The organism is Streptomyces sp. NPDC059169 (assembly GCF_042755225.1).
Classification (GTDB): domain Bacteria; phylum Actinomycetota; class Actinomycetes; order Streptomycetales; family Streptomycetaceae; genus Streptomyces.
Window position 1 is genome coordinate 15,289 of record NZ_JBHZCF010000017.1, and the last position, 25,411, is coordinate 40,699.

Genomic DNA, 25,411 nt, shown 5'->3' on the forward strand with positions numbered 1-25,411 from the left:
CGCGGTCACTCGCCGAAGGCCATCATCGTCTCCAACGTTTTCTCCTCGTCGTCCGCGCCCGTCAGCACGGCGGTCGCCACCAGCACGAAACGCCCGTTTTCGTAGAACGCCCTCGGCCAGCCGAGCCTCACCTCGGCGTCGCGGCTCGCCAACGGCTGCTGGACCAGCACCTTCGGAGCACCTCCGCCCGGGGGTATCAGGGCGAGCGCTCCCGCCTGCCCCCGCGTCTGCTCGATCCGTACCAGCAGCCCGTCCGCCGAGAGGCGGACCGGCGTCATCAGATGCGTCCCCGGCGCGGCACTTCGCCACTTCGGCCTGCCCGTGTCGAGGTCGAACGCGACGATCGCGTTGCCCTGCTTCGTGCCGGGGCGCTCCGTGGCGAAGTAGAGGGTGCGGGCGTCGGCGACGACCTGGCAGCCCTGGAGCATCTTCTCGTCCGCCGCCCGCTCGCCGCAGGCGTCGAGGTACCCCTCGTTCCCGTTGCCGATCAGCACCGAGCGCTTCGTTCCCTTGTCGGTGAGGGCCACGACGCCACGTTTGCCCAGTCTTGTGTTGAAGACCGAGACGACCAGCGGGTCGACGGAGAAGACGTGCGCGACCTTGTATCCGGCTTTCAGCGGGAAGGACCAGCGGGATTTCCCGGTCGCCGGATCGACTTCGTGAACCTCCTCCCGTTCCTTGGCCGGGTCGGCGTGCGGGCAGTTGACGGCGGCGATCAGCTTGGTGCCCGCGGCGTACGCGTAGGGCTTGCAGCTCTTCTGCCCGTCGCCGAAGCCGGGAATGGGCTCGCCGTCGCTCAACCGGTACGCCGTGGAGTGTGCGAAGCGGCCCGCGGTGACGGTGTTCCCCACGATCACCATCGAGTAGTCGGTGAACATGTCGAAGAGGCCGCCCTCGGCGATCTTCTGCCGCCAGCCGGCCTTCCCGGTGCGCAGGTCCACCATCTGCATCTGCCGGCAGTCGTCCCCCCTCTTGCCCGGATGTTCGGACAGTGCGAGGACGACCTTGCCGTCGTCGGAGGCGTTCTGGGTCCCCCGGCAGACCTCGGTGCCGAGCGGCAGGCTCCACTTGAGCGTGCCGTCGGTCAACGAATGGGCGGTGACGGTGCGGTACGTCGCCGTGACGACGGTGCCGTCGACCACCCAGGGGCCGACCATGTCGGCACCACTGCCCGGGAGGTCCACGTCGTTCTTGCGCAGCCACAGCAGCTTCGCGTCGCCCTGCTTGCGGGCGGCGTTGACGCGGGCCTTCTCCTCGGCGTCCGGCGCGGTCGAACCCGGACCTGTGACCTTCTCGGCGGGCGGGCGGGAACTCGCCCCGGACGCCGGCCCGCTGCCGCGCCCGCCGTCACGGCCGAGGGCGTACCAGGTGCCGCCGGCTACCACGAGCAGCGCCGCGAGACCAGCGGCGATCAGCGCGCCGGCGCTGCCCGTGAAGCGCCGGCGCCCCGGACTTCCCGGGGCGCCCGGGCCATCGGATGGCCCGGGCGGCGACACGGGGGCACCGCCGTACGGGTTCAGCGTGCCGTACGGACCCTGCGGCGGCCCCGCCGCGTCCGGCTGTCCGGGGACGGGCGGCGGTGAGGAATGCATGGGATGAGTCATCGGATGCGGCCGGCCGTCACTTGCCGAAGGCCATCATGGTCTTCGTTTCTTTCTCTTCCTTGTCGTTGGAGGCACTGACCCTGCCGCTCAGGATCAGGAAGCGGCCTCCCCGGTACTCCACCTTCGGCGACCAGAAGGTCCTCTCGATCGTGGATGTGCTCGCCGGGTTCTGCAGGATCACCTTCGGGCTTCCACCGGTCGGAGCCAGCGTCGCCACCGCGCCACCCGCGTCGTACGCCGGCTCCATGTACAGCAGGACGTCGGCGCCCTCCATGCGCAGCGGTACGACGATGCGGTCGGCGGGCGCGTTGGCGCGCCACTTGCGCTTTCCGGTGGCGAGGTCGAACGCGACGACGGAGTTGGTGCGGGCGGCACCGCCCGCCTTGGCTTCGGTCGCCATGTAGAGGGTGTTGGCGTCGGCGGCGACGCCCGTGCAGCCTTCCAGGTTCTGGCCGAAGACGACGAAGCTGCCGCCGCAGCGCGGCTGGAAGCGGTCCGTGCCGCCCTGGATCTGCGAGCGGAGCTTTCCGTTGTCGGTGAGGGCGACGACGCTCCACTTCTTCTGGTCGCGTTGCTGGGCCGAGACGACCAGCGGACTCACCGAGTAGACCTTGTCGACCTCCCAGTCGGCCGGGAGCTTGAACGTCCACTTGACCTTGCCGGTCGTCGGGTCGAGTTCCTGGAGCTGTTCCTGGCGCTTGTTGTAGTCACCGGTGGTGCAGCTCTCCGCGGCGATCAGCTTGGGCCCTCCGGCGAACGCCTGCGGTTGGCAGTTGCCCGGCAGTTTGCCGAACAGCGGCTTGCCGTCGCTGACGCGGAAGGCCTCGGCGTTGCCCGTGCGGGCGGCGGTCACCGTGTCGCCGCTGATCGCGAGGGTGATGTCGGAGAGCAGGTCGAAGAGGCCCTTCTTCGTGATCGTCTTCTTCCAGCCCGGCTTGCCGGTCTTGAGGTCGACCTGCTGGAGCTGGGTGCACTTGGCCTTGTCCGTCGTCGAGTCCTTGTAACCGATGACGATCTTGCCGTCCTGGGTGCTGCGGACGGGCGCCGCGCAGAGCTGGGCGGGGAACGGCAGTGACCACTTCTTGGTGCCGTCGGAGGCCGAGAAGCCGACGAGTTCCTTGTACATGCCCTTGACGACGGTGTCGCCGACGATCCAGGGGCCGTACACGGTGGCGCCGTTGCGCGGCAGGTCCACGTCGTTCTTCGTCAGCCACAGGACCTTCGACTCACCGTCCTTGCGGCCGGCGTTGAGGTCGTCGACCTCCTTGCGGCCGTCGCCCTTGCCGTCACCCTCGTCGACGGACTGCGAACCGGTCGGCTGCGGGCCGCTGCTGTTCTTGGCCGTGGGCTTGGAGTCGTCGTCACTGCCGCTCAACGCGAACCAGGTGCCGCCGCCGATGACGAGGAGGCCCGCCACGGCCGCGGCGATGACGGCGCCCGGCTTGCCCTTGAAGGGGTTGCCACGGCCGCCGGAAGGAGGCGGTGTGGGGGCTCCGGGGTACGGGTACTGCGGCGGTGCGGGATAGCCGTAGCCGCCCTGCGGCTGGCCGTACGGACCCGGCGGCTGCTGACCGTACGGACCCGGCTGACCGTACGGACCCGGCTGCTGGCCGTACGGGCCCGGCTGCTGGCCGTACGGACCGGGCTGCTGGTACGGGCCCGGCTGTACCGGGGCACCGTAGCCGGGCTGCGGCGGACCGGCCGGCGGCGTCTGCGGATACCCGTACCCCGACTCCGGCGGACCGGCCGGCGGTGCCGGGGCCTGGGGTGGGGTGGGCGGCTGGGCCGGCGGTTCCTGCGGCGGGACCGGCGGCTGCTCCGGTGGTTGCGGAGACGCCCCCTGGCCCCCCTGTGACGGTTGCTGGCTGGGCGGCTGACTCATCAGCGCGTCCCCCTTCATGCGGTCCACCATCCGACCGGCCTCCCCCGCGATTCCCCCGGGCACTTGCCGAAAGGAAAGGAGCGAATCGGACATGGATTGCGCAGTTTCACGTCATTGAGCGGGGCTTCTTTCTATCACCTGGGTCATGACAAAAGAGGGGCCGGTACGCCCCTGTACCCAAGGGCGGACCGGCCCGTGATGCCGTTGTTACCGCTTCCGCGCGGGCCGTCTACGCGTCTTCGGCGAGCTCGAGCCAGCGCATCTCCAACTCCTCGCGCTCCCCCGCCAGTTCCCTCAACTCGGCATCGAGCTTCGCCACCTTCTCGAAGTCGGTGGCGTTTTCGGCGATTTGCGAGTGCAGCTTGGCCTCCTTCTCGGAGACCTTGTCCAACTGACGCTCGATCCTCTGCAGTTCCTTCTTCGCTGCGCGCGCGTCGGCGGCGGACTTCTCGGGGACCGCGGCGGGCGCCGGAGCCGGAGCCGTGGCCTCGACCATCCGCTCCCGGCGCTCCAAGTACTCGTCGATGCCGCGCGGCAGCATCCGCAGGGCCGCATCACCGAGCAGGGCGTACACCCGGTCGGTTGTCCGCTCGACGAAGAACCGGTCGTGGGAGATGACGACCATCGATCCCGGCCAACCGTCGAGGAGGTCCTCCAGCTGGGTCAGGGTCTCGATGTCCAGGTCGTTGGTCGGCTCGTCGAGGAAGAGGACGTTCGGCTCGTCCATCAGCAACCGGAGCAGTTGGAGCCTGCGCCGCTCGCCACCGGACAGGTCGCCGACCGGGGTCCACTGCTTCTCCTTGGAGAAACCGAACTGCTCGCACAGTTGACCTGCCGTCATCTCCCGACCCTTGCCGAGGTCGACGCGGTCACGCACCTGCTGCACTGCCTCCAACACCCTGATGCCCGGGTCGAGTTCGACGACCTCCTGCGAGAGGTAGGCCAGCTTCACCGTCTTGCCCGTGACGATCCGCCCGGCACTCGGCTGCTTCTCCCCGTCGCTGCGTGCCGCCTCTGCCATGGCCCTCAGCAGGGAGGTCTTGCCCGCGCCGTTCACACCGACGAGTCCGATGCGGTCGCCGGGGCCGAGCTGCCAGGTCAGGTGCTTCAACAACACCTTCGGCCCCGCCTGGACCGTCACGTTCTCCAGGTCGAAGACCATCTTGCCGAGTCGGGAGGAGGCGAAGCGCATCAGTTCGGAGGTGTCGCGCGGCGGCGGTACGTCCTTGATGAGCTCGTTGGCGGCCTCGACGCGGAACCGCGGCTTGGACGTGCGCGCGGGGGCGCCGCGGCGCAACCAGGCCAGTTCCTTGCGGACCAGGTTCTGCCGCTTGGTCTCCTCGGTGGCCGCGATGCGCTCGCGCTCGGCTCGGGCGAAGACGTAGTCCGAGTAGCCGCCCTCGTACTCGTACACGGTGCCGCGCTGGACGTCCCACATGCGGGTGCAGACCTGGTCGAGGAACCAGCGGTCGTGGGTGACGCAGACGAGGGCGGACCGGCGCGCCTGGAGGTGCCGGGCGAGCCAGGCGATGCCCTCGACGTCGAGGTGGTTCGTCGGCTCGTCGAGGACGATCAGGTCGGGCTCGCCGATGAGGAGCTTGGCGAGGGCGATACGGCGTCGCTCGCCGCCGGAGAGCGGGGCGATGACGGTATCGAGGCCCTGCGGGAAACCGGGCAGGTCGAGGCCGCCGAAGAGCCCGGTGAGCACGTCGCGGATCTTGGCGCTGCCGGCCCACTCGTGGTCGGCGAGGTCGCCGATGACCTCGTGCCGGATGGTGGCGGCGGGATCCAGGGAGTCGTGCTGGGTGAGGACGCCGAGCCGTAGCCCTCCGCTGTGGGTGACGCGACCGGTGTCGGCCTCCTCCAGTTTGGCGAGCATGCGGATCAGGGTGGTCTTGCCGTCGCCGTTGCGTCCGACGACGCCGATGCGGTCCCCCTCGGACACGCCGAGTGACACACCGTCGAGCAGGGCACGGGTGCCGTACACCTTGCTGACTGCCTCGACATTGACCAGGTTGACGGCCATCAACGCTCCAGATGAGGGGTTCGGACGGCCTCCCAGCCTAGTCGCCGCCGGAGGTGGCCCGTCCCAGGCCGGAGAACGGGGGCCGACGGGCACACGGCGTCCCCGCACGGCCACCGAGGGTGCGGGCCGCTGGAGGAGAGGACGTTCCGGGCGTCCGGGTTCGGCTCTCGGGTCGTTCAGCTCACGCGCGGCACCCGGGACGTCCGCTCCACCATGAGCCAGCCGACCGAGGTCATCACGACGGCGGCCGGGGCGGTCACGGGGAATGCGATCAGCACCGCCGTCCGGCCTTCCAGCAGTCCGCCGAAACCGACCGCCGACAGACCGAGCACCCCGAGCAGGCAGAGCGTGATGCCGAGAGCCGCGAACGGACCGGATCCGGGCACCACCGGCGCGGGGGAAGGACGTTCTGCCGACCGGAACGCGGCGATCAGCAGTGCGGTCAGTAGGGTTGCCGCCGCGATCCGGAACGGGGTCTGCACCCACCAGCCGGCCGAGGCGGGTTCGGGCAGCGGGACGTGCAGCGTGAGCAGTGCCCCGTACACGCCGAGCATCGCGGAGAGGTGCCAGAGGAATGCGGTCATGGCGACGCCGTTGGCCGCGACGACGGTCCGCCAGACCCCCGGCCGGGCCACCAGCCGGCCCCCGGGCCCGCGCAACAGCTCCACCGCCCCGACCACCCACAGGCCGTGGCACAGGAGCGCCAGGGTGGGCGGCGCCATGTTCGAGACCTCCTCACCCGGCATGCCGACCATGGACAGCGGGTACGGGCCGAAGGCCACCAGCGCCGCCGCGGCCGTCAGCCCCGTCACCGCGAGCGCGGAAGGGCGCCGCAGCATGCCGTCCGCGCGCAGGAAGCCCGACTGGTGCACGGCGAGCCAGACGAACGCGAAGTTCAGGAACTCCACGTAGGGGACGCCGAGGGCGAAGCGCAGCACGTCCACCGCGAGAGCACCCCCCACGAGGGCCCCGAACGCGCCCCAGCCGTACCGCTCGTGCAGCCTCACCAAGGGCGGGGTGAAGGCCACCATCGCCAGGTAGATGCCGATGAACCACAACGGCTGCGCCACCAGGCGGAGCGCAACCCCGGTGAGTCCCGCTCCCCCGCCCGCGAGCTGGACCACGAGCGCCGCGATGCCCCACACCCCGATGAAGACCATGGTGGGCCGCAGCAGCCGGCGCAGCCTGGCCCGCAGGAACGCGGCGTACACCGCTGTTCCCGTGCCCGCCTCCTGCCTGCGGCGCAGCGAACGGTAGGAGAGGGCGTGCGAGAAGCCCCCGACGTAGAAGAACACCGGCATGACCTGCAGTGCCCAGGTGAGGAGTTGCAGCTCCGGCACGACGGCGAGCAGGTTGCCGACGCCGTCGGCCGTGACGGCGGCCATGAGCCAGTGGCCGAGGACGACCGTACCGAGCGAGGCGACCCTCAGCAGGTCGACGTAGCGGTCCCGGGTGTCCGGGGTGGCGTCGGCGAGCGCGCGAACACGTGATCCCATGCGGTTACCGTCGCGCCGCCGCGGCTCCCGGCGTCAGCGCTCCCGTACTCACTTTCCTTCTGAGTACCCGCTCCGGCGGGTGCCCCTCCGGAGCGGGGTCCGGGCGCGCTCTGCGTCGTGTTCCCGCTCGCCGGCGGAGCCACGGGGACGGGCCACGCGCCCGGCCCGTCGACGTCCGGAGCGGTAGCCCCCGAGCGGAAAGCCCCCCCGGGGCCCGGCGCGCAGCCAGGCGACCTGCTCAGGCTCGGGGCACTTCCGCGTCCCACCGCGCGTCCGCCCCGCCGGGGACGCGAAGGCGTCTCTCCGCCGGACCGGACTCCACGGGCCGGAGCGGACCGTCCTCGGCCAGACCGGAACGAACCGATCTGGGCCGGACCGGAACGAACCGGAGCCGGCTAGAGCACGGTGGCACCGCCGGCGGGAGCCGACGCGACCCGCGCCGTACGGCAGGTCCCCGAGGCGATCAGGGAGTCGGCGACGAGCTGCGCCGCCTCGGCGTCCTTGGTGAGGAACGCGGTCGTCGGCCCGGACCCGGAGACGAGTCCGGCGAGGGCGCCCGCCTCGATACCGGCCGTCAGCGTGTCCGCGAGCGACGGGCGCAGCGACAGCGCGGCGGGCTGGAGGTCGTTCACCAGGGCACCGGCGAGCGTGCCCGCGTCCCCGGTGCGCAGGCCGTCGAGGAGCTGCGGTGAAGCGGTGGGTGCGGGGACGTCCGTGCCCTCGTTCAGCCGGTCGAACTCCCGGTACACCGCGGGCGTGGACAGCCCGCCGTCGGCAACGGCGAACACCCAGTGGAACGCGCCGCCGACGTCGAGTTCGGTGAGCCGTTCCCCGCGACCGGTGCCCAGGGCCGCCCCGCCGACGAGGCTGAACGGCACGTCGCTGCCGAGTTCCGCGCAGATGCCCAGGAGCTCCGCCCGCGTGGCCCGGGCGGCCCACAGCGCGTCGCACGCCAGCAGGGCACCCGCCCCGTCGGCGCTACCGCCGGCCATGCCACCCGCGACGGGGATGTCCTTGGCGATGTGGATGTGGACGGCCGGGTCGATGCCGCGACGGGCGGCGAGCAGTTCCGCGGCTCGCGCTGCGAGGTTCGTGCGGTCCAGCGGCACCTGGTCCGCGTCCGGACCCGTGCAGGTGATGCGCAGCTCGTCGGCCGGGGTGACCGTGACCTCGTCGTAGAGCCCGACGGCCAGGAACACGTTGGCCAGGTCGTGGTAGCCGTCGTCGCGGACACCCCCGACAGCCAGTTGGACGTTGACCTTGGCCGGTACCCGTACCGTGACGCTCACGTGCCGGTCTCTCCCTCGTACGCGGTCTTGTGCTCGGCGATCCGCGCGAATTCTTCCACCGTCAGCGCCTCGCCCCGCGCCTGCGGCGAGATCCCCGCGGCCACGAGTGCGGCTTCGGCCCGTGCCGGGGAGCCCGCCCAGCCGGCCAGTGCGGCCCGCAGCGTCTTGCGGCGCTGGGCGAAGGCGGCGTCGACGACGGCGAAGACCTCGTCCTTGGAAGCGGTGGTCTTCACCGGTTCGGTCCGGCGCACCAGGGAGACCAGGCCCGAGTCGACGTTCGGCGCGGGCCAGAAGACATTGCGGCCGATGGCCCCGGCACGCTTGACCTCCGCGTACCAGTTGGCCTTGACGGACGGCACGCCGTAGACCTTGTTGCCGGGCCCTGCGGCCAGCCGGTCGGCGACCTCGGACTGCACCATGACCAGGGTGCGTTCGATGGTCGGGAAGCGGTCCAGCATGTGCAGCAGCACGGGCACCGCCACGTTGTACGGGAGGTTGGCGACGAGCGCGCTGGGCGCCGGCCCCGGCAGTTCCTGGACGTGCATGGCGTCCGAGTGGACGAGGGCGAAGCGGTCGGCCTTCGCAGGCATGCGGGCGGCGATCGTGCTCGGCAGCGCCGCCGCGAGGACGTCGTCGATCTCGACGGCCGTCACCCGGTCCGCTGCCTCGAGCAGCGCGAGGGTGAGCGAGCCGAGTCCGGGGCCGACCTCCACCACCACGTCGTCGGGGCGCACCTCGGCGGTCCGGACGATCCGGCGGACCGTGTTGGCGTCGATGACGAAGTTCTGGCCGCGCTGCTTGGTGGGGCGTACGCCAAGCGCTGCGGCCAGTTCACGGATGTCGGCGGGGCCCAGGAGGGCTTCGGGATCGGTGGTGCTCACCGGTACAGCCTACGGCCGCACGTCGGCCACGGGCTCGGCCCCCGCTGCGCGTAGAGCTTCTTCGCCCGGTAGGTCTGTTCCGCCGCGGGGGCGTCCTGCGGTCTTCCGCTGCCGCCGACCGCGTGCCAGGTGCGGGTGTCGAACTGGTACAGCCCGCCGTACGTCCCCGAGGGGTCCACGGCGTCCGGCCGGCCGCCGGACTCGCACCGGGCGAGCGCGCCCCAGTTCAGACGGCCCGTGCCGGAGGGCGGCGCGGACGGCGCTTCGGTGCCGACCCGGACCCTGCGCGTCCGCGGCGCCCGGATGAGCTCCTCAGAGACCTTCTCGGGTGCCCGGGCGACACCGTTGACGGTGCGCACGGTCCGGACCACCCGGCGGACTCCCTTCCGGCCCGGCTCGTCGACGGCTTCGGTTCCCGGTGCCAGCCGCGGGTCCGGGATCCGCACGACGCGGTAGGGGACGGCCTCGTCGCGGACCTGCCGGGTCACGGTGATCCGCAGGACGGTGACGGTCTGACCGTCGCGCGGAAAGCTGCCGGGCGGAACGGAGGTGGTGTCGTTGCCGTGCAGGACGACACCGGCCTCGCCGAGGAGCTCCCGTACGGTCGCCGCCGTCGTACGGACCGTGCGCCGACGGCCGTCGGCCCGCAGTGTCAGGGTGCGCTCCGTGCGCACGTCGAGGGTGAGGCCCCGGCGGGAGATCGGCTGGGAGCGGGACGCCGACAGCGCGGCGCCCTCCGCGCGCACCCCGAATTGGCGCAGTGTCCCCTCGACGGTGCGCGCGGTGGTCCACACCCGGCGGCGCTGACCGTCGAGGGTGAGGGTGACGGGGCGGCCGTAGCGGACGACCACCTCGTCCCCGTCGGCGAGGGCGGCGCCCAGTGCGGGGGCGACGATGTCGTGCGCGCCCACGGCCACGCCCTCGTCGGCAAGCAGTTCCCCCACGTCGCCGGCGAAGGTGTGCAGGGTTCGGGGGACACCGTCGATGCTGAGCCGTACGGCCTTGTCGGCGACGAGAAACGCCGACGTGCCACCGGCGAGGACGGCGATGACGAGGGCCTGGGGGAGGAGGCGGCGCAGCCCGTCGCTCCGGAGGGGGCGGCGTGTGCCGCGGTGACGCCGACGGGGCCCGGTACGGTCGTCCGCCGCGCGGCCCGGCGGCGGGCGGGTTCCGTCGGGGACGTCCGGCGCGTCGATGTCCGACGCGACGGCGCCCGGCGCCACGGCCTTCGGCGCGTCGGCGTTGGGTTCGGCCGGGGGTGGCAGGGGCTCCACCCGGCGACCGCCGTGCCCGGCACGGTGACTGCCCTGTGAAGTGCTCACGAGGCCGGGACCCTAATCGAGCCGCCGTCACTCTCCAAAGCGACTCGACCACGGAGCGTCCCATCGCACGCTTATGCGATCGCCGGGGTACTGCGTCCGGCGCAAACCGTTCGGCGATCGAATCAGTAGCCGAACGCTCGTGCGGTGTTCGTGGCGATCGCGGCCGCCATGGCGTCCTCGTCGATGCCCCGCACCGCGGCCATGGCGCGGACCGTCACGGGGATCAGGTAGGGCGCGTTGGGCCTCCCCCGGTACGGCGCCGGCGTGAGGAAGGGGGCGTCGGTCTCCACCAGGACGAGCTCCAGCGGGGCGACCGCGAGCGCGTCCCGCAGCGGCTGGGCGTTCTTGAAGGTCACGTTGCCCGCGAACGACATGAAGTACCCGGCTTCGGCGCAGGTCCTCGCCATGTCCTCATCACCGGAGTAGCAGTGGAAGACGGTCCGCTCGGGGGCGCCTTCCTCGGCGAGGATGCGCAGCACGTCGGCGTGTGCGTCGCGGTCGTGGATCACCAGGGTCTTGCCGCGGCGCTTGGCGATCTCGATGTGGGCGCGGAAGGAACGCTCCTGGGCGGCGATGCCCTCGGGACCCGTACGGAAGTGGTCGAGCCCGGTCTCGCCGACGGCCCGCACGTGGTCCAGGGCGGCCAGCCGGTCGATCTCGGCCAGCGCCTCGTCCAGGGCCGCGTCCCCACCACCCTCCCTCGTCCCCTGCCGCGACCGGCCTCCCCCTGCCCCTGGGGGCTGGGAGGTGCTCCCGGGCTCGCCGTGCACGATCCGCGGTGCCTCATTGGGGTGAAGTGCCACCGCGGCGTGCACGTTCTCGTACGCGGCTGCTGTCTCCGCCGCCCAACGGGAACCCTTGATGTCGCACCCCACCTGCACCACGGTCTCCACCCCGACCGAGGCAGCCTTCTCCAGGGCCTCGGCGACGGTGCCGCTCTGCATGTCCAGGTGGGTATGCGAATCGGCGACCGGTACCCGTAGCGGGGCGGGCGGCGGCGGGGGCATGTCGTTGGGCTTGGCACTCATGACCACGATCGTACGAGGACCGCCGCCGCTGCCTTGCTGCCCGGCGGGCGCCCACGGCTGGGCGCGTGCTCGCACGTGGGCCGGCCCCCCGGGGGAGGGCCGTGCGCCCAGGTGCGGCGGGGGTGCCGCCCGAGTGCCGGCGGGGGCCGTGGTGGCGCACACCGTGTACCACCCTGCGGGCGGGGCCGTCCGCGGCTATCGCACGCGGAGCGGCAGGCGCCCTGCGGCCCGCGGGCTACGCGTGACGCTGGCGCCCTCGCAGAACCTCTCCCAGGCGCCGGAACCGCCCTGCCTGGTGACCGCTGTCGCGCGGCGGCTTCGGGCTCTTCGGCTCGGTGACCGAAGCGGGGATGGGCCCCGCGGTGGCGAAGTTCGGCGGCGGGACGTGCTGGCGTCGCAGCGACTCCGCAAGGTCCGAGACCTGTCCTGCACGCATGATGCGGACCTGGTGGCCGCCGCAGTTGAGGCAGGCGACCCGGTTCAACGGCGAGGGCACGGGCTGCCCCTGTGCGCGGTACACGAAGACGGGCTGGCCGCTGCCGTCCACGTGGTGCTCGATGTCATAGGTCTGCTCCCACCCGTGGCCACACCTCATGCAGGCGAAGGAATACGACTCCTGCACGATTTCGAGTGCCTCGGTCGGGGCGGGTCGTGCGCCACTCGGGGTGCCCGCTATATCACTCATGCCAGCTCCTCCTGTCCACGTCCCCCTGACGATCCGGGGGCACGTCTCCCAGTGGACGCCTCTCGCGGCGGGAGCGCATCGGACCTTCCGGTGAATTGGCGAGGATTTGGCCGGCTTATTCCGGAAGGTGCTCCTACGCGGTCTGAGCTTTGCCTTTCACGATAGACCTTTACCGTCCGAGGGACCTGTTCCTGCCGCGTTCTTTGCCGCGACGACGGCGTCGAAGACCTCTCTCTTGGGTAGACCTGCTTCGGTGGCGACAGCCGCGATGGCTTCCTTGCGTCGCTCGCCGGCCTCCTCGCGCACCCGCACCCGGCGCACCAGCTCGTCCGCGTCCAGCTCGGCGGGGCCGGGGGCCGGGGCACCCTCCACGACGACGGTGATCTCGCCGCGCACACCCTCGGCGGCCCACTCCGCCAGCTCGCCGAGTCCGCCGCGCCTCACCTCCTCATAGGTCTTGGTCAGCTCCCGGCACACGGCGGCCCTGCGGTCCGCGCCGAACACCTCGGCCATCGCCGCCAGCGTGTCGTCGAGTCGGTGCGGCGCCTCGAAGTAGACGAGGGTGCGGCGCTCGTCCGCGACCTCGCGGAGCCGGCCGAGCCGCTCTCCCGCCTTGCGCGGCAGGAAACCCTCGAAGCAGAAGCGGTCCACGGGCAGCCCGGACAGGGCGAGCGCGGTGAGCACCGCGGACGGGCCGGGCACCGCGGTGACCCGGATGTCCCTCTCGACGGCCGCCGCGACCAGCCGGTAGCCGGGGTCGGACACGGAGGGCATCCCGGCGTCGGTCACCAGCAGCACCCGGGCCCCGCCCTCCAGCGCCTCGACCAGCTCGGGGGTGCGCGCCGCCTCGTTGCCCTCGAAGTACGACACGACCCGGCCGCCGGTGTGCACCCCGAGGGCCTGGGTGAGCCGGCGCAGCCGCCGGGTGTCCTCCGCGGCGACCACGTCGGCGGTCTCCAACTCGGCGGCCAGCCGTGGCGGCGCGTCCGCCACGTCGCCGATGGGCGTCCCTGCGAGTACGAGCGTTCCAGTCACCGATCCAGTCACAGGAGCCATCCTCCCAGGGCGGGGCACCCCCTCCGCACAGGTGCGTTCCCTACGATGGCGCGGTGACCAGTACTGCCCCACGGGTCCTGCCGGGCCAGGACGCCGCTGAACAGCCGCCCTCCTGGCAGCAGCGCCTGCGCAGATTCGGCCATGTACCGCGGCCCGTCATCGGTCTGCGCGAGCGGCTCGTCCCGCCGTACACCCGCCCCTCCGACCGGCTGTGGTCCGTCGTCGGCGTGCCGCCGGGCGCGGCGCAGCGGATGGAGCGGATGGCCGCCTGGGGCGGGCCGGTCATGGTGGCGCTGGTCGCGGGACTGCTGCGGTTCTGGCACCTGGGCAGCCCCAAGGCGGTGATATTCGACGAGACGTACTACGCGAAGGACGCCTGGGCGCTGGTCAACCAGGGGTACGAGGGTTCCTGGCCGAAGGACGTCGACAAGGCGATCCTGGCGAACCCGGACACGGTCCCGATCCCGGTCGAACCGGGCTACGTGGTGCACCCTCCGGTCGGCAAGTGGGTCATCGGACTCGGCGAGCAGTTGTTCGGCTTCACCCCGTTCGGCTGGCGCTTCATGGTGTTCGTGGTCGGCACGCTGTCCGTACTGCTGCTGTGCCGGATCGGGAGGCGGCTGTTCCGCTCGACGTTCCTCGGATGCCTGGCGGGTGCGCTGCTCGCCGTGGACGGCCTCCACTTCGTGATGAGCCGCACCGCGCTGCTCGACCAGGTACTGATGTTCTTCGTCCTCGCGGCATTCGGCTGCCTCCTGGTCGACCGTGACTGGGCGCGCCGGAAGCTGGCGGACGCCCTCCCCGTCGACGAGCAGGGCGTGCTGCGCCCGGACGCCCGGACCGCACGGACCCTGCGCCTGGGCTGGCGGCCGTGGCGGATCGCGGCCGGGCTCATGCTCGGGCTGGCGTCCGCCACCAAGTGGAACGGTCTGTACATCCTGGTGGCGTTCGGACTGCTGACGGTCCTGTGGGACGTGGGTGCCCGGCGCACCGCGGGCGCGCTCCAGCCCTACCGGGCGGTCCTGCGGAACGACGTCCTGCCGGCGTTCGTCTCGACGGTGCCGGTCGCGATCGGAACCTACATCGCCTCGTGGACCGGCTGGATCGTCACCGACAAGGGCTACTTCCGGGACTGGGCACAGTTGGACGGGCGCGGCGGGTCCTGGACCTGGTTGCCCGACTGGCTGCGCAGCCTGTGGCACTACGAGACCGAGGTGTACAGCTTCCACGTCAACCTCACCTCGGGCCACACCTACCAGTCCAACCCGTGGAGCTGGATCGTCCTCGGGCGTCCGGTCTCCTACTTCTACGAGGACCCCACGCCCGGCACGGCGGGCTGTCCCGCCACGGAGGCCGAGAACTGCGCCCGCGAGGTCCTGGCGATCGGAACCCCGCTGCTGTGGTGGGCGGCGTGCTTCGCCCTGGTCTACGTGCTGTGGCGCTGGGCGTTCCGGCGCGACTGGCGGGCGGGCGCGATCGCCTGCGGGGTGGCGGCGGGCTGGCTGCCCTGGTTCCTCTACCAGGAGCGCACGATCTTCCTGTTCTACGCCGTGGTCTTCGTGCCGTTCCTGTGCCTCGCGGTCACGATGATGATCGGCGCGATCATCGGGCCACCGGGATCGGACGAACGCCGCAGGGCGTTCGGCGCGGTGGCGGCGGGCGTATTGGTGCTGCTCATCGCCTGGAACTTCATCTACTTCTGGCCGCTGTACACGGGCCAGGCGATCCCGATGGACGACTGGCGCAACCGGATGTGGCTGGACACCTGGGTCTAGACCCGGACCGCGAAGTCCGGGTCTAGAGGGCGTGTGTCGAAAGTGGACGTCTTGCCGCCGGATGGTGCGGCTCGGTACAGCGACGCCGGCGAATGATCGTTCGGAGAGTGTGGTCAAGTTACTGCCCTCCGTCGCACTCGTTTCCACACGGAAGGACGCACGAGTCCTTCCGTTTCACGAGACGACTGAATCAAGGAAACGATGTCGAAGATCCGCCGCTGGGCCTCCCTTGCCGCCGGCTGCACGTTGATGCTCGCCGCTCTGCCGCCCGCTGCCGCTCAAGCCAAGCCCGCGAACGCCACGTACAGGCTCACCATCACCGACGCCTGGATCGTGGATATCCAAGGCAAGATCGACTACGACGCCTGTGCGGATGTCTTCGGTCACCTAAGCGTCTGGGCAGGCGAAAAGGACGGGTTCAAGCTTCCGTTCGACTACTTCCGGGCACGCGAGGACGAGCCTGTGGAGGTGTGCGAGCCGAACCGGCCGCTGAACGAGGGAACTCAGGTCGGCCACCTGCGCCCCAACCGAAAGCAGTGGAAGAAGCTCCCCCCTCTCACGATCCGCAACAACGAGAACTCCAAGCACGCCGGATGGCGGTTCCACGTGAATCTCTGGGACCATGACCCCATCGGCAAGAACGACGCGATCTGCAACCACGGCCAGAGTGAGTGGATCGAGCCGAAGGGCTCCGGCACCGCTCGTGTCTGGAGCTGTGAGGCGGACACGACGTTCACGATCTCCTACGAGATCGATCGCGTCGGATAGAGCCTGCTGCTGACGTGCTGGTCACAGCCACTCATTGATGGCTGCGACCAGCACCGTTGCTTCATAGCGGACGGCGAGTTTGTCGTAGCGGGTGGCCACAGCCCGGTGTCTCTTGAGACGGTTGATCCCGCACTCGACCGCGTGGCGCTCGCGGTAGTCGACCGGGTCGAAGCGCGGCGGCCGTCCACCGCGGGAGCCGAGCTTTCTGCGGTTGCGGGCCTGGTCGGCCTTGTTGGGGATGGTGCAGCGGATCCCGCGGCGGCGCAGGTAGGCGCGGTTTCTGCGGGAGGGGTACGCCCTGTCTGCCCGCACGCGATCGGGGCGAACGCGTGGCCGGCCCGGTCCGATGCGGGGCACGCGGACCTTCTCCAGCACCGGCTCGAACTGCGGCGAGTCGCCGCGCTGCCCTGCCGTCAATTTTCCGCGAACCGAGCATGAAGCGCGACCATCCCCCCGGACCAGTCCTCGATCTGCACGACCGTCAGCGGCTGACCAGGAGATTCACGCAGGCCGCAAAGCAAAAACGGTTATCACCTATCAGTCCGAACTCGTGGGCCGCGGTCCAATGTCATTTGCGGGTCACCTGTTAGCCTCGCTCGCGCAGTGCGGCGAGTACGGTCTCTGTGTCGGGGGGCTCGGGTTCATCGCTGAGGTGGACCAATTGGTCGACGAGCCATTTTCCATCGGCGTCGGGAACTAGCCGCACGGCGGTGTGCCAGCGAAGGCCCCGTGCTGGGTCGGCCTCGACGGACAGGAGCAGACCCATGCCTGCCGGGTGCTTTCCATAGGCGTCCACTGCAAATGGATCACCCGTGGTCAACCGGGCATCCGAGAAGTCGTGAACGCTGGGGAGGGCGGTCTTCTGCACGCACTCGGCAACGGTGCCTCCCCGCAGGAGTTCGGTCCGGGCCTCGCAGGCGGTTTTCCATTGCCTCTCGAGCACGGCCTGCTGAAACTTCCTTGCGGTCTCGGCGACAGTTGCTTTGGGTTGCGCGTTGTCAACGCTGTTGCCTTCGCTGCAGCCGGCCAGCGGCACGGTCACGACCATGATGGCCATGCCGGCGGCGCGCACGATCCGGGTGTTCATGGCTTGCCCCCCTGGTAGTCGGCACTCATCCGGTGCCGTCCGGGGGGATTAGAGCACACCGTTCTACTGACGTCGGCTCGTCGGGGTGAACTCGCCCGAAGTCCCTGTTGCGCGCGGCGTGATGGCTGCACGGCCTGAGCCATGCCCATCCCGGAGCCGGGTGGAGCGCGACGGTCAGTCTCGGCGAGGGCGGGATCCACCCGCCGGCGGGGAGGCCTCCACCGCCTGCCGGATTTCGTGCAACGCCTCGTCGAACAGGGCGCGAGCGCGGGTGAACCAGTCCGTCAACACGGCGACCTCATCGGCTTCGTAGTCGCCGAAGAGGGTGGCCAGACGCTGGTAGAAGGGACCGTACACCTCGAGGATGCGTTCCTGGGCCGTCTCCTCCATGACCACATACACGCGTCGACGATCGTCAGGGTCGGCGGTGCGCCGGATGTAGCCGGCCTTCTCCAGGCGGTTCAGCACTCCCGTGACCGCTCCCGTGGTCAGTCTGGCCCGTTCTGCGAGATCGCCGGCGACCAGTGACTCGCCTGCCGTGGACGCCTCGATGAGGAAGCCCAGGCAGGTGAGGTCCGTGACATTGAGACCGAGCCTTCGAGCGATGTCCTGTTGCCCGAACTGGGCGGTGGCGATCATCCGATCCATGGCGTAGAGCGCCTGGTCGGCCGTCGCGGCCGGGCGCGCCTTGCGAGCACTCACCATATCCCCTTAGCATCTAAGTTACTTAGCTCGCGAGATAAAACATCTCGGAGGACTGCTCCATCCTCACAGCTCTCAAGGACCCCGATCATGTTCATCCACGGTGACGACGACTACGACATGGGCCACACCGTTGCAGGCTGGACCGGCACGGGCATGGCATCGCTGGGCTTCGCACTGTGCGGCCTCGGAGTAGCAGCTGCATCAGGCCCCTTCATGCTCGCGGGTGCGGCAGTGCTCATCCTGGCGCCGCTGACCACGTGGATGCTCCACCTGGCAGGCTGGGGCAAGCCGAGCGGCCCCCGCCCCATCGCCCAGTGGGACTACCGAGTCAGGGACCACAGCGCCCGCAACGGCCACCCCGACTGCCTCGGCTGCCGCCTTGCAGGACGACGGGCACCCCACCAACACGCCGAAGACCGTCCGATGGAGCCCGCCCTTGCCGACACCTGACCGAGGACCAACACCCGGCCCAGGACCCACACCCGACCGAGGGCACACGCCGAAAGTGGCAGACCGGGGCCCCGCGGAGCTCGAGGAGCGGCGAGTCGCCCAGCACGCGACTGAGCACCTGGCGCCGCCCGGCCCGCCGCCCGTGGCCGCCGTGGACGGCAAGGCCCTACGCGACGCCCGCACGGTGCGGGGCAGGGCCCTTCCCCGATGCCGTCGTCGCACAGTTCGCCGCTGGTCTCGATGGCCGCGGCGCTGCTCCGGGCCGCCCTGCCGTGGGTCTTCTTCGAGGCCGCCCTCCCGCCGTCGTGCGCCCGCACCCGGCGAGGTACCGGCCACCTCCGTGCGGCTGTTACGGAAACGTCGCCTGCGTCGTACAACTGGCCCCGCCCCCCGGCCGTCTACCGTGCGGAACTCGCACCACACACGCAAAGGGAGTCGACAGCCGTGGGGGACATACGCCGGCGAGCACTCGTCGCACTCGGGCTCACCGCACTGGTGGCCCCGCTCACTCTGGCCGTGGGGGGCACGACCGCGCAGGCGGCGACGTGCACCACGCAGACCGGGCCGTACCAGAAGCAGGTCGAGAGGTTCCTCGGCCGCCCGGTCGACGGCAAGCAGTCGGCCGCCGACTGCAAGGCGATCCAGGCCTTCCAGACGAAGCACTCGATCAGCCCGAACGTCGGGCTGGCGGGCCCCGTGACGTGGGGCGTCACGGATCTGATGAACAAGCAGAAGGCCGTCGGGAAGAATCCGAACAAGTCCGGCAAGTGCCCCGTGAACAAGGGACGCATCGCCTGTGTCGACCTGACGTTGCAGCTCAGCTGGATCCAGGACGGCAGTCGGCTGGTGTACGGGCCGGTCGCGGTCCGCACCGGCCGCAAGGGCCACGCGACCCGCACCGGTCTGAAGAAGATCTACTGGCGCGACATCGACCACGTGTCGAGCCTGTACGACGTGCCGATGCCGTACAGCCAGTTCTTCGACGGCGGCCAGGCCTTCCACTCGGTGGGCATCAGCGTCTGGGCACCGCCCGGTTCGCACGGCTGCGTCAACATGACCAAGGGGGACGCGGCCAGGTACTGGAGCCTGCTCCGCAACGGGGACGAGGTCTTCGTCTACGGCCGCAAGCCGGGGACCTGAGCCGCCGGGTCCGCACACGGACCCGCACGGCCGCTGCAACGGCCCGGACCACACGAGTTCCGGGCCGTTGCTCCGTGCAGGAAGAGCCGTGCGCGCAGAGCCGTGCGCGCAGAGCCGTGCGCGCAGAGCCGTGCAGGATCAGTTCCGGCGCCCACCGGGTCCTACTCACGGAGAAGGGCGACCACCTCCGGCACGCTCCACCGCCCCGCAGCCCCCGGGCAACGGGCCAGGTAGTCCGCGATGTCCAGGACGTCCCAGGCACCGGCCTCCGACAGCCCGCTCGCCAGGTGCCGCACGTACGCCGCGGACGGCCTCTCCCACGGCACGTCGTCAAGCCCCCAGGGGGCCGTGAAGGTGAGCAGCGGTACGCCGTCGAGGGTGCCGGGGCACACGAGCCGTTCGTAGCGCCCGTCACCGAGCACCGCCGAGCCTCGGTCCAGCACCTCGCCGAGGTCGAGGTCCGCCCCCGGTGCCCGGTACATCTCCTGTGCCGCGATGTCGGAGAACTGCCCGACCGTGACCAGATGGGCCCGGGCGCGCACCCGGCCCTGCGCGTCGGGGTCGTAGAAGGCCCTACCGCCGAGCCACACCGGCGAACGGGTGGCGAAGTAGAGGGCGCCCGGGAGTTCGACGGGGACGGATGCCGCCGGGGCGCGGTGGTCCCGGCAGCCGGGACAGCTCCGCAGCGCCCCCGGCGGGCGACCCCCCGCGAGGTAGGCCGCAAGCCGGTCCAGGTGCATGTTGGAACCGTAGGCGGCGTACCAGACCTGGTCGGACGCCGGATTCGCGGGACGGGTGTTCTCGAGGGCACGCACATCGTCCATGGTGACGGACCCACCCCTTCCGCGGCACGGTCCGATAACACCCGTCCCATCTGCCACTGCGCGAGCCTACGCTGAGTGGTTTCGGGGATACGGGGAGGACTCAGAAGTGCGCAGCGGAGCGAAGGTCGCCGTCGTCGGCGGGGTGTTCGTCATGGTCGCGGGGGGCGTGGGGTACGGCGCGTACACCATGCTGGGCGGCGAGAGCCCCGGCACGGCGGAACCCAAGGTCGAGACGAAGAGATCGGGGCCGCCGAGTCGGGATGAGGTCAGCACCACCGCGAAGGACTTCCTCGCCGCGTGGGCGGCGGGTAAGGCGCCGGGGGCCGCACAGCTCACCAACAACGCCGCGGAGGCCGAGCCCGTCATCGCCGCGTACCGGCAGAGCGCGCACGTGACGGGCGTGAAGATGGAACAGGGGCAAGCGGTCGGCACGAAGGTGCCGTTCACGGTGACGGGGGTGATCTCCTACGAAGGGGAGAGCAAGCCCTGGACGTACGCCTCCGAACTCACCGTCGTGCGCGGGCTCACCACGGGCAGGCCGCTGGTCGACTGGAAGCCCTCCGTCATCCACCCGAAGCTCGGCAAGGACGCGCAGCTCGTGACGGGCCTCGCGGAGGCTCCGCCGATCAAGGCGGTGGACCGCCACGGCAAGGAGCTGACGAAGGAGAAGTACCCCTCGCTCGGGCCGGTGCTGGACGAACTGCGGAAGAAGTACGGTGAGAAGGCCGGCGGCAAGCCGGGGGTGGAACTGGTGGTGCGCTCCGCCGGCCAAGCGCCGGACACGACGCTGGTGACGCTCGCCGAGGGCGAGCCCGGGAAGCTGGAGACCACGCTGGACGCGGACGTCCAGGCCGCGGCCGAAACGGCGGTGAAGCGCTTCGCGGAGTCCTCGGTCGTCGCGATCAAGCCGAGCACGGGCGAAATCCGCGCCGTCGCCAACAACCGCAAGGACGGGTTCAACGCGGCATTCCAGGGCAGGCAGGCGCCCGGTTCGACGATGAAGATCGCAACAGCCGCGCTCCTGCTGGACAAGGGGCTGGTGGCCGCGGACCGGAAGGTGGAGTGCCCCAAGGAGGCGATGTGGCAGGGTCGGACCTTCCACAACCTGGACCACTTCGCCATAGCCGACGGCACGTTCACGCGGAGCTTCGCGCAGTCCTGCAACACCGCCTTCATCAAGAAGATCGACGACGTGCACGACGACACCGCGCTCGCGAAGCTCTCCCGGGACGTGTTCGGCATCGGGCTGGAATGGAAGACCGGTGTCACGACGTTCGACGGCCGCGTTCCCGAGGCACAGGGCGGCGAGGCCGCGGCCCAGTACATCGGGCAGGGAACGGTTGAGATGAACGCGCTCAACATCGCATCCCTCACGGCCACGGCGAAGAACGGCGGATTCCGGCAACCCGTCATCGTGCCGCGCGCACTGGACGACCGCGAACTGGCCACGGCGAACCGTCAGCTGTCCGGCGGGGTCTGGAGCCAGCTGCGGGACATGATGCGGGCCACGGCGAAATGGGGCACCGGCGCCGCGGCGATGTCCGGTGTCGGCACGCAGGACAAGGGCGCGAAGACGGGGTCCGCGGAGGTGGCGGACCAAGGCGCGTCCAACAGCTGGTTCACCGGGTTCGCCGACGATCTGGCGGCGGCCGCCGTGGTGCAGGCCGGTGGGCACGGCGGGGACGCGGCGGGGCCGGTGGTGGCGTCGGTCCTCAAGGCACGCTGAGCTCACCCGGCGTCCGGCGGGCCCGGCCGGGGACGCGCCCGTCCCCCTCCCGTCGTGCGCCGCCCTCGTGGCAGACTTCGGCGGCGCGGCGGAAGGACTTCCCGCCGGTTGACTGATACAACATCAAACTTGCAAGAGCCCTTCGGGATTTGCCGGAACCTTCCTCAACCTTTCGGACCTGCTCCAACTCTCCGTGAGTCCGCGTCCGTCAGGCCCAAGGCAGGTTGCGGGTCGGCGCCCCTTGCGGGGGGAGACAGAGGGAGACACGTGCCCAGTCCGCGTCATCCGTGGCGTCATGGCGGTCACGGAGCGGGCTCGGCTCTTCCCGCACAACAGTTGCACACGCGCCAGATCCTGACGGTCGTCGCGACCGGGCTGGGTGTCTTTCTGGTGGCTCTCGACGTGCTGATCGCGAACGTGGCCCTGCCCGACATCCAGCGGGACTTCGGTGTGGGCGAGTCGGGTCTGCAGTGGGTGGTCACGGCGTACTCCATCGGATTGTCCGTGTTCGTCATGGCCGCCGCCACCTTCGCCGACCGCTTCGGCCGCCGTCTCGTCTACGTCGTGGGGATCTCGGTTTTCACCGCCTGCTCCGTGGTTGCCGGCCTGGCTCCGGACCTCGGAGTCATGGCGGTCGCCCGATTTTTCCAGGGCGTTGCCGCGGCGGCTGTGAACGTGAGCTCGCTCGCCCTGGTGAGCTCCGCCTTCCCTGACAAAGGCGACCGGGCGAAGGCCATTGGGCTGTGGACCGGCGTGGCCACCATTGCCTCACCTCTGGGGCCCACGCTCGGTGGCTTCCTCACCGAGGCCATCAGCTGGCGGGCTGTCTTCCTGGTCAATGTCCCTGTTGGCGTGCTGGCACTCGCCCTGACCTTCGGATACGTCGGCGAGTCCCGTGCGGAGCAGACCCGTGGCTTCGACTGGGGCGGGCAGATGCTGTTCGCCGTGTCCGTCGGTGCACTGGCATACGCTCTCATCCAGGGCCAGAACTTCGGCTGGACGTCGCCTCTTGTCCTGGCGTTGCTGACCGTTGGTGTGGCCGGGTTCGCAGTCTTCGGTCGGTACGAGTACGGGCTGCCGAACCCGATGATGGACGTGAGGCTGTTCGAAAACCGCACCTACACCGTGGCCATCGTCACAGCCTTCTCCGCGTTCTTCGGCGTGTACGGCATGCTGCTGGTGGTCACGCAGTACGTCCAGAACGTCGAGGACTATTCGCCTGAACTGGCCGGGCTGCTGATTTTGCCGTTCGCTTTCACCCTCATGGTGTTGTCACCGGTTACGGGCCGGCTGGTCGCACGGTTCGAGGCGTTGCCGATCGCCAGGATCGGTCAACTCCTGCTGGTCGCGGGGCTGGCCATCATCGCTCTGAGCATGCCGGTCTCGGTGTACCTGGTCGCAGCCGGTTTGTTCGTCACAGGCGCAGGCACCGCTCTGCTCGTCATTCCGATCACCACTCTGGCCGTGGGGTCGGTCTCGCCGGACAGGGCCGGAATGGCCTCCGGCATCTTCAGTGCCCAGCGGGCCATCGGTTCAACGTTCGGCTTCGCGGTCCTCGGCACCATCCTGGCCGTCTGGCTGGGAGGCACCCTTGACGCCGCACTGCGCGGGGCGGTCCCAGAGACACGGGCGCGTCAGGCGGTCACCGACCGCATCATCCAGGAGGCCAACCCGTTCGCCTACGTCGCCGAGGTCGGGCCGGGCAGGCCGCTGCCCGCGCCCGCTCCCGGCCAGCGGGAGGCCATCGTGGCGGCGGCCAAGGAGGACTTCATCCGAGCCAGCCAGTTGAGCGTCGCCGTCGGTGCGGCATTCTGCACCGTCACAGCAGTGCTGTTCTGGACCCTTGCCGGTAGTTCCCCCACTGGCGACGACTCCCCCGCGTGACCGTCGCGGCTCTCTCCACGAGTTCCGGTTCTGGCTCGGCTTCCGTGACACGGCGACGAAGCACACCGACCGGTTCGGCGAGTACTCCACGGACGAGCTGGGCATCCGGCCGGAGGAGTACGACCTGAAGCGGGAAGTGGACTTCACCCCGATGCGCGAGTCGGAGCCGGGGATCGGCTCCGGTCCACACCTCCACCGGCGGTTTCGTCTGCTGCTCCGTGAGTGTTGCCCGGACCGGGCAGAGGGGCGACGTCCCGCGCCGTCAGGTCCTGACCGCAATCGTTGCAGACGTGGCGGATCTCCGCTGTCCCCCCGCAGTCGCGGTGCTGGTACACAACGGGTGCACCGTCCGGAGCCAGGTACCTGTCCCCCCATGTGCGCAGGGCCATGAGCACCGGGTACAGATCCAGTCCCTTCTCGGTCAGCCGATATTCCTCCCGGGTGCGCCGGGCGTCCCGGTACGCCCGGCGTTCGAGGATCCCCTCCTCGACGAGAGCGCCGAGACGTTGCGAGAGCAGTGTGCGACTGACGCCGAGACTGGACCTGAAGTCCTCGAAGCGACGGATCCCGAGAAACGCTTGACGCAGCACGATCAGTGTCCACCGGTCCCCGAGCAGTGCTACTGAACGCGCGATGGAGCACGGCTCCGTGCCGATGCCTGTGGATCGCATGACCTCGATGCTACCCCTTGCATCCTGAAACAGGACCCAGTTATAACTGAGTCCTGTTTCAGGACTCAGAATGGAGATCGCGTGAAAGTGCACTTCGAACAGAGCGGTGACGTCGGCCGGATCGTTCTCGACGATGGCCCCCTCAATCTCCTCGGTCCCGAACTGGTCGCCGATCTCACCAAGGCGGTCACGGCGGCCGAGAAGGCGGTTTCGGCCGACACACCCATGCGCGCCCTCCTGGTGAGCAGCAATGGCGAGCACTTCTCGGCGGGTGCGGACGTCCGGATCTTCCAGGGGCTCTCCGCCGAGCAGGCGCAGGCAGCCATCCTGGAGAATCTGCCGACATTCACACGCCTCGAGCGACTTCCGGTGCCCACACTGGCGACGGTCAACGGGCTCTGCCTGGCGGGCGGGATGGAGCTGGCCCTGAGCTGTGACATGGTCTGGGCTGCCGAAGGCGCCCAGTTCGGCCTTATCGAGGCCACGATCGGCGGATTCCCCTTCGCTGGAGGAGCCCAGCGCCTGGCCGCACGCGTCGGCGTCGCCCGGGCGAGGGAGGCCGTCTACGGCGGGAACGTCTATCCAGCCTCCCGCATGTACGAATGGGGCGTCGTCAACCGCCTCCTCCCCCCGGAGGACCTGCAGGAGAAGTCAGTGCGCTACGTCCAGCGGATTGCCGCGGGTCCCACCAGGGCTCTCGCCGCCACCAAGCGGCTCATCGGCCTCGCTGCGGACGGCGGTGTCGGCGCGGCGGACACAGCCATGCCCGCACTCGCCGGCGAGATCGTCGCCTCTCAGGACCTGCAGGAAGGTGCGGCATCCCTGCTGGCTCATGGCCCCGGCCATGCGGCCTTCGCGGGTCGCTGAGCCGACCCCCGGTAGCACCGGCACGGCACACCCGTGTGTGGGGCGGGGGGCTCTCGTCTTCAGGGAACGCTTCGGCGGGCCCCGCATCGTGGCGGCGGGGCCGCCGGCGGTGGGCATCGGGCTGATGCTGCGCGCGGGCTGACCCGGGTTCGTGCCGCCGCCGGCCCCACACCGCGGTACTGCGGTCGGACCGCAGTGCCGCAGCGGGCTACGCACCGCCACCGCACCGGCAGCTCCGGCCCCGG

The 25,411-nt window shown here is 70.4% G+C and carries 22 protein-coding genes and 1 pseudogene; 8 read left to right on the forward strand and 15 right to left on the reverse strand.

From position 1 onward, the window contains the following. Positions 1 to 5: 5 nt before the first annotated feature. From ACFXOM_RS27375 to rsmI, 10 genes are all read right to left on the reverse strand, one after another. Positions 6 to 1,592 (reverse strand): PQQ-binding-like beta-propeller repeat protein, encoded by a 1,587-nt coding sequence (locus tag ACFXOM_RS27375; RefSeq protein ID WP_385039717.1) that lies wholly within the window; start codon positions 1,590 to 1,592, stop codon positions 6 to 8. 28 nt (positions 1,593 to 1,620) lie between these two features. Next, positions 1,621 to 3,486: a PQQ-binding-like beta-propeller repeat protein gene (locus ACFXOM_RS27380; protein ID WP_384939078.1), complete on the reverse strand. Its 1,866-nt coding sequence runs from the start codon at positions 3,484 to 3,486 to the stop codon at positions 1,621 to 1,623. A gap of 229 nt (positions 3,487 to 3,715) precedes the next feature. Next, on the reverse strand, positions 3,716 to 5,512 hold the full coding sequence (locus ACFXOM_RS27385) for an ABC-F family ATP-binding cassette domain-containing protein (protein ID WP_385039720.1): 1,797 nt from the start codon (positions 5,510 to 5,512) through the stop codon (positions 3,716 to 3,718). 176 nt (positions 5,513 to 5,688) lie between these two features. Next, positions 5,689 to 7,008 (reverse strand): acyltransferase, encoded by a 1,320-nt coding sequence (locus ACFXOM_RS27390; protein ID WP_385039723.1) that lies wholly within the window; start codon positions 7,006 to 7,008, stop codon positions 5,689 to 5,691. Positions 7,009 to 7,403: 395 nt separating this feature from the next. After that, positions 7,404 to 8,297: a 4-(cytidine 5'-diphospho)-2-C-methyl-D-erythritol kinase gene (locus tag ACFXOM_RS27395; RefSeq protein WP_384939008.1), complete on the reverse strand. Its 894-nt coding sequence runs from the start codon at positions 8,295 to 8,297 to the stop codon at positions 7,404 to 7,406. Then, entirely contained in the window at positions 8,294 to 9,178 is an 885-nt protein-coding gene (rsmA, locus tag ACFXOM_RS27400; RefSeq protein WP_384939006.1) for a 16S rRNA (adenine(1518)-N(6)/adenine(1519)-N(6))-dimethyltransferase RsmA, read from the reverse strand. The genes ACFXOM_RS27395 and rsmA overlap by 4 nt, the downstream gene beginning before the upstream one ends. Then, positions 9,175 to 10,500: a ubiquitin-like domain-containing protein gene (locus tag ACFXOM_RS27405; protein ID WP_384939004.1), complete on the reverse strand. Its 1,326-nt coding sequence runs from the start codon at positions 10,498 to 10,500 to the stop codon at positions 9,175 to 9,177. The genes rsmA and ACFXOM_RS27405 overlap by 4 nt, the downstream gene beginning before the upstream one ends. A 122-nt stretch (positions 10,501 to 10,622) precedes the next feature. Beyond that, positions 10,623 to 11,528, reverse strand: a complete 906-nt coding sequence (locus tag ACFXOM_RS27410; protein WP_385039726.1) for a TatD family hydrolase — start codon at positions 11,526 to 11,528, stop codon at positions 10,623 to 10,625. Positions 11,529 to 11,763: 235 nt separating this feature from the next. Beyond that, positions 11,764 to 12,213 (reverse strand): hypothetical protein, encoded by a 450-nt coding sequence (locus ACFXOM_RS27415; protein WP_384939001.1) that lies wholly within the window; start codon positions 12,211 to 12,213, stop codon positions 11,764 to 11,766. Positions 12,214 to 12,369: 156 nt separating this feature from the next. Next, positions 12,370 to 13,248 (reverse strand): 16S rRNA (cytidine(1402)-2'-O)-methyltransferase, encoded by an 879-nt coding sequence (gene rsmI, locus ACFXOM_RS27420; RefSeq protein WP_384939000.1) that lies wholly within the window; start codon positions 13,246 to 13,248, stop codon positions 12,370 to 12,372. Positions 13,249 to 13,322: 74 nt separating this feature from the next. Between rsmI and ACFXOM_RS27425 the strand changes: the two genes are divergently transcribed. Next, positions 13,323 to 15,044 (forward strand): dolichyl-phosphate-mannose--protein mannosyltransferase, encoded by a 1,722-nt coding sequence (locus ACFXOM_RS27425; RefSeq protein WP_384938998.1) that lies wholly within the window; start codon positions 13,323 to 13,325, stop codon positions 15,042 to 15,044. Positions 15,045 to 15,245: 201 nt separating this feature from the next. Next, complete coding sequence (locus ACFXOM_RS27430) at positions 15,246 to 15,812, forward strand: hypothetical protein (RefSeq protein ID WP_385039727.1); 567 nt, start codon at positions 15,246 to 15,248, stop codon at positions 15,810 to 15,812. A 21-nt stretch (positions 15,813 to 15,833) separates the two neighbouring features. Here the strand turns inward: ACFXOM_RS27430 and ACFXOM_RS27435 are convergent, their stop codons facing one another. The 3 genes from ACFXOM_RS27435 to ACFXOM_RS27445 form a co-directional block, all read right to left on the reverse strand. Next, the gene (locus tag ACFXOM_RS27435; protein WP_384938994.1) at positions 15,834 to 16,229 is read right to left on the reverse strand and encodes a transposase; all 396 of its coding nucleotides are present in this window, start codon (positions 16,227 to 16,229) and stop codon (positions 15,834 to 15,836) included. A 169-nt stretch (positions 16,230 to 16,398) separates the two neighbouring features. Further along, positions 16,399 to 16,899: a hypothetical protein gene (locus ACFXOM_RS27440; RefSeq protein ID WP_384938992.1), complete on the reverse strand. Its 501-nt coding sequence runs from the start codon at positions 16,897 to 16,899 to the stop codon at positions 16,399 to 16,401. 174 nt (positions 16,900 to 17,073) lie between these two features. Further along, a complete protein-coding gene (locus ACFXOM_RS27445; RefSeq protein ID WP_384939076.1) occupies positions 17,074 to 17,547 on the reverse strand; it encodes a MarR family transcriptional regulator in 474 nt (157 codons plus the stop codon). A 144-nt stretch (positions 17,548 to 17,691) separates the two neighbouring features. On the opposite strand from ACFXOM_RS27445, the gene ACFXOM_RS27450 reads away from it, so the two are divergent. After that, a complete protein-coding gene (locus ACFXOM_RS27450; RefSeq protein WP_384938990.1) occupies positions 17,692 to 18,054 on the forward strand; it encodes an HGxxPAAW family protein in 363 nt (120 codons plus the stop codon). A gap of 444 nt (positions 18,055 to 18,498) precedes the next feature. Next, complete coding sequence (locus ACFXOM_RS27455) at positions 18,499 to 19,194, forward strand: L,D-transpeptidase (protein WP_384938988.1); 696 nt, start codon at positions 18,499 to 18,501, stop codon at positions 19,192 to 19,194. A 161-nt stretch (positions 19,195 to 19,355) separates the two neighbouring features. On the opposite strand, the gene ACFXOM_RS27460 is transcribed toward ACFXOM_RS27455, so the two are convergent. Further along, positions 19,356 to 20,018 carry a histone deacetylase gene (locus ACFXOM_RS27460; RefSeq protein ID WP_384948309.1) on the reverse strand — a complete coding sequence of 221 codons (663 nt, stop codon included), beginning with the start codon at positions 20,016 to 20,018 and terminating at the stop codon, positions 19,356 to 19,358. 106 nt (positions 20,019 to 20,124) lie between these two features. On the opposite strand from ACFXOM_RS27460, the gene ACFXOM_RS27465 reads away from it, so the two are divergent. Together ACFXOM_RS27465 and ACFXOM_RS27470 are read left to right on the forward strand one after the other, a co-directional pair. Continuing rightward, positions 20,125 to 21,744: a penicillin-binding transpeptidase domain-containing protein gene (locus ACFXOM_RS27465; RefSeq protein ID WP_384938984.1), complete on the forward strand. Its 1,620-nt coding sequence runs from the start codon at positions 20,125 to 20,127 to the stop codon at positions 21,742 to 21,744. A gap of 336 nt (positions 21,745 to 22,080) precedes the next feature. After that, positions 22,081 to 23,628: a DHA2 family efflux MFS transporter permease subunit gene (locus ACFXOM_RS27470; protein ID WP_384938982.1), complete on the forward strand. Its 1,548-nt coding sequence runs from the start codon at positions 22,081 to 22,083 to the stop codon at positions 23,626 to 23,628. Positions 23,629 to 23,771: 143 nt separating this feature from the next. Here the strand turns inward: ACFXOM_RS27470 and ACFXOM_RS27475 are convergent, their stop codons facing one another. Continuing rightward, a complete protein-coding gene (locus tag ACFXOM_RS27475) occupies positions 23,772 to 24,299 on the reverse strand; it encodes a winged helix-turn-helix transcriptional regulator (protein ID WP_384938980.1) in 528 nt (175 codons plus the stop codon). Between the two features lie 81 nt (positions 24,300 to 24,380). On the opposite strand from ACFXOM_RS27475, the gene ACFXOM_RS27480 reads away from it, so the two are divergent. Further along, entirely contained in the window at positions 24,381 to 25,166 is a 786-nt protein-coding gene (locus ACFXOM_RS27480) for an enoyl-CoA hydratase/isomerase family protein (RefSeq protein ID WP_385039730.1), read from the forward strand. A gap of 46 nt (positions 25,167 to 25,212) precedes the next feature. After that, positions 25,213 to 25,308, forward strand: a pseudogene (locus ACFXOM_RS27485) (EamA family transporter); the annotation flags it as partial. Positions 25,309 to 25,411: the final 103 nt, after the last annotated feature.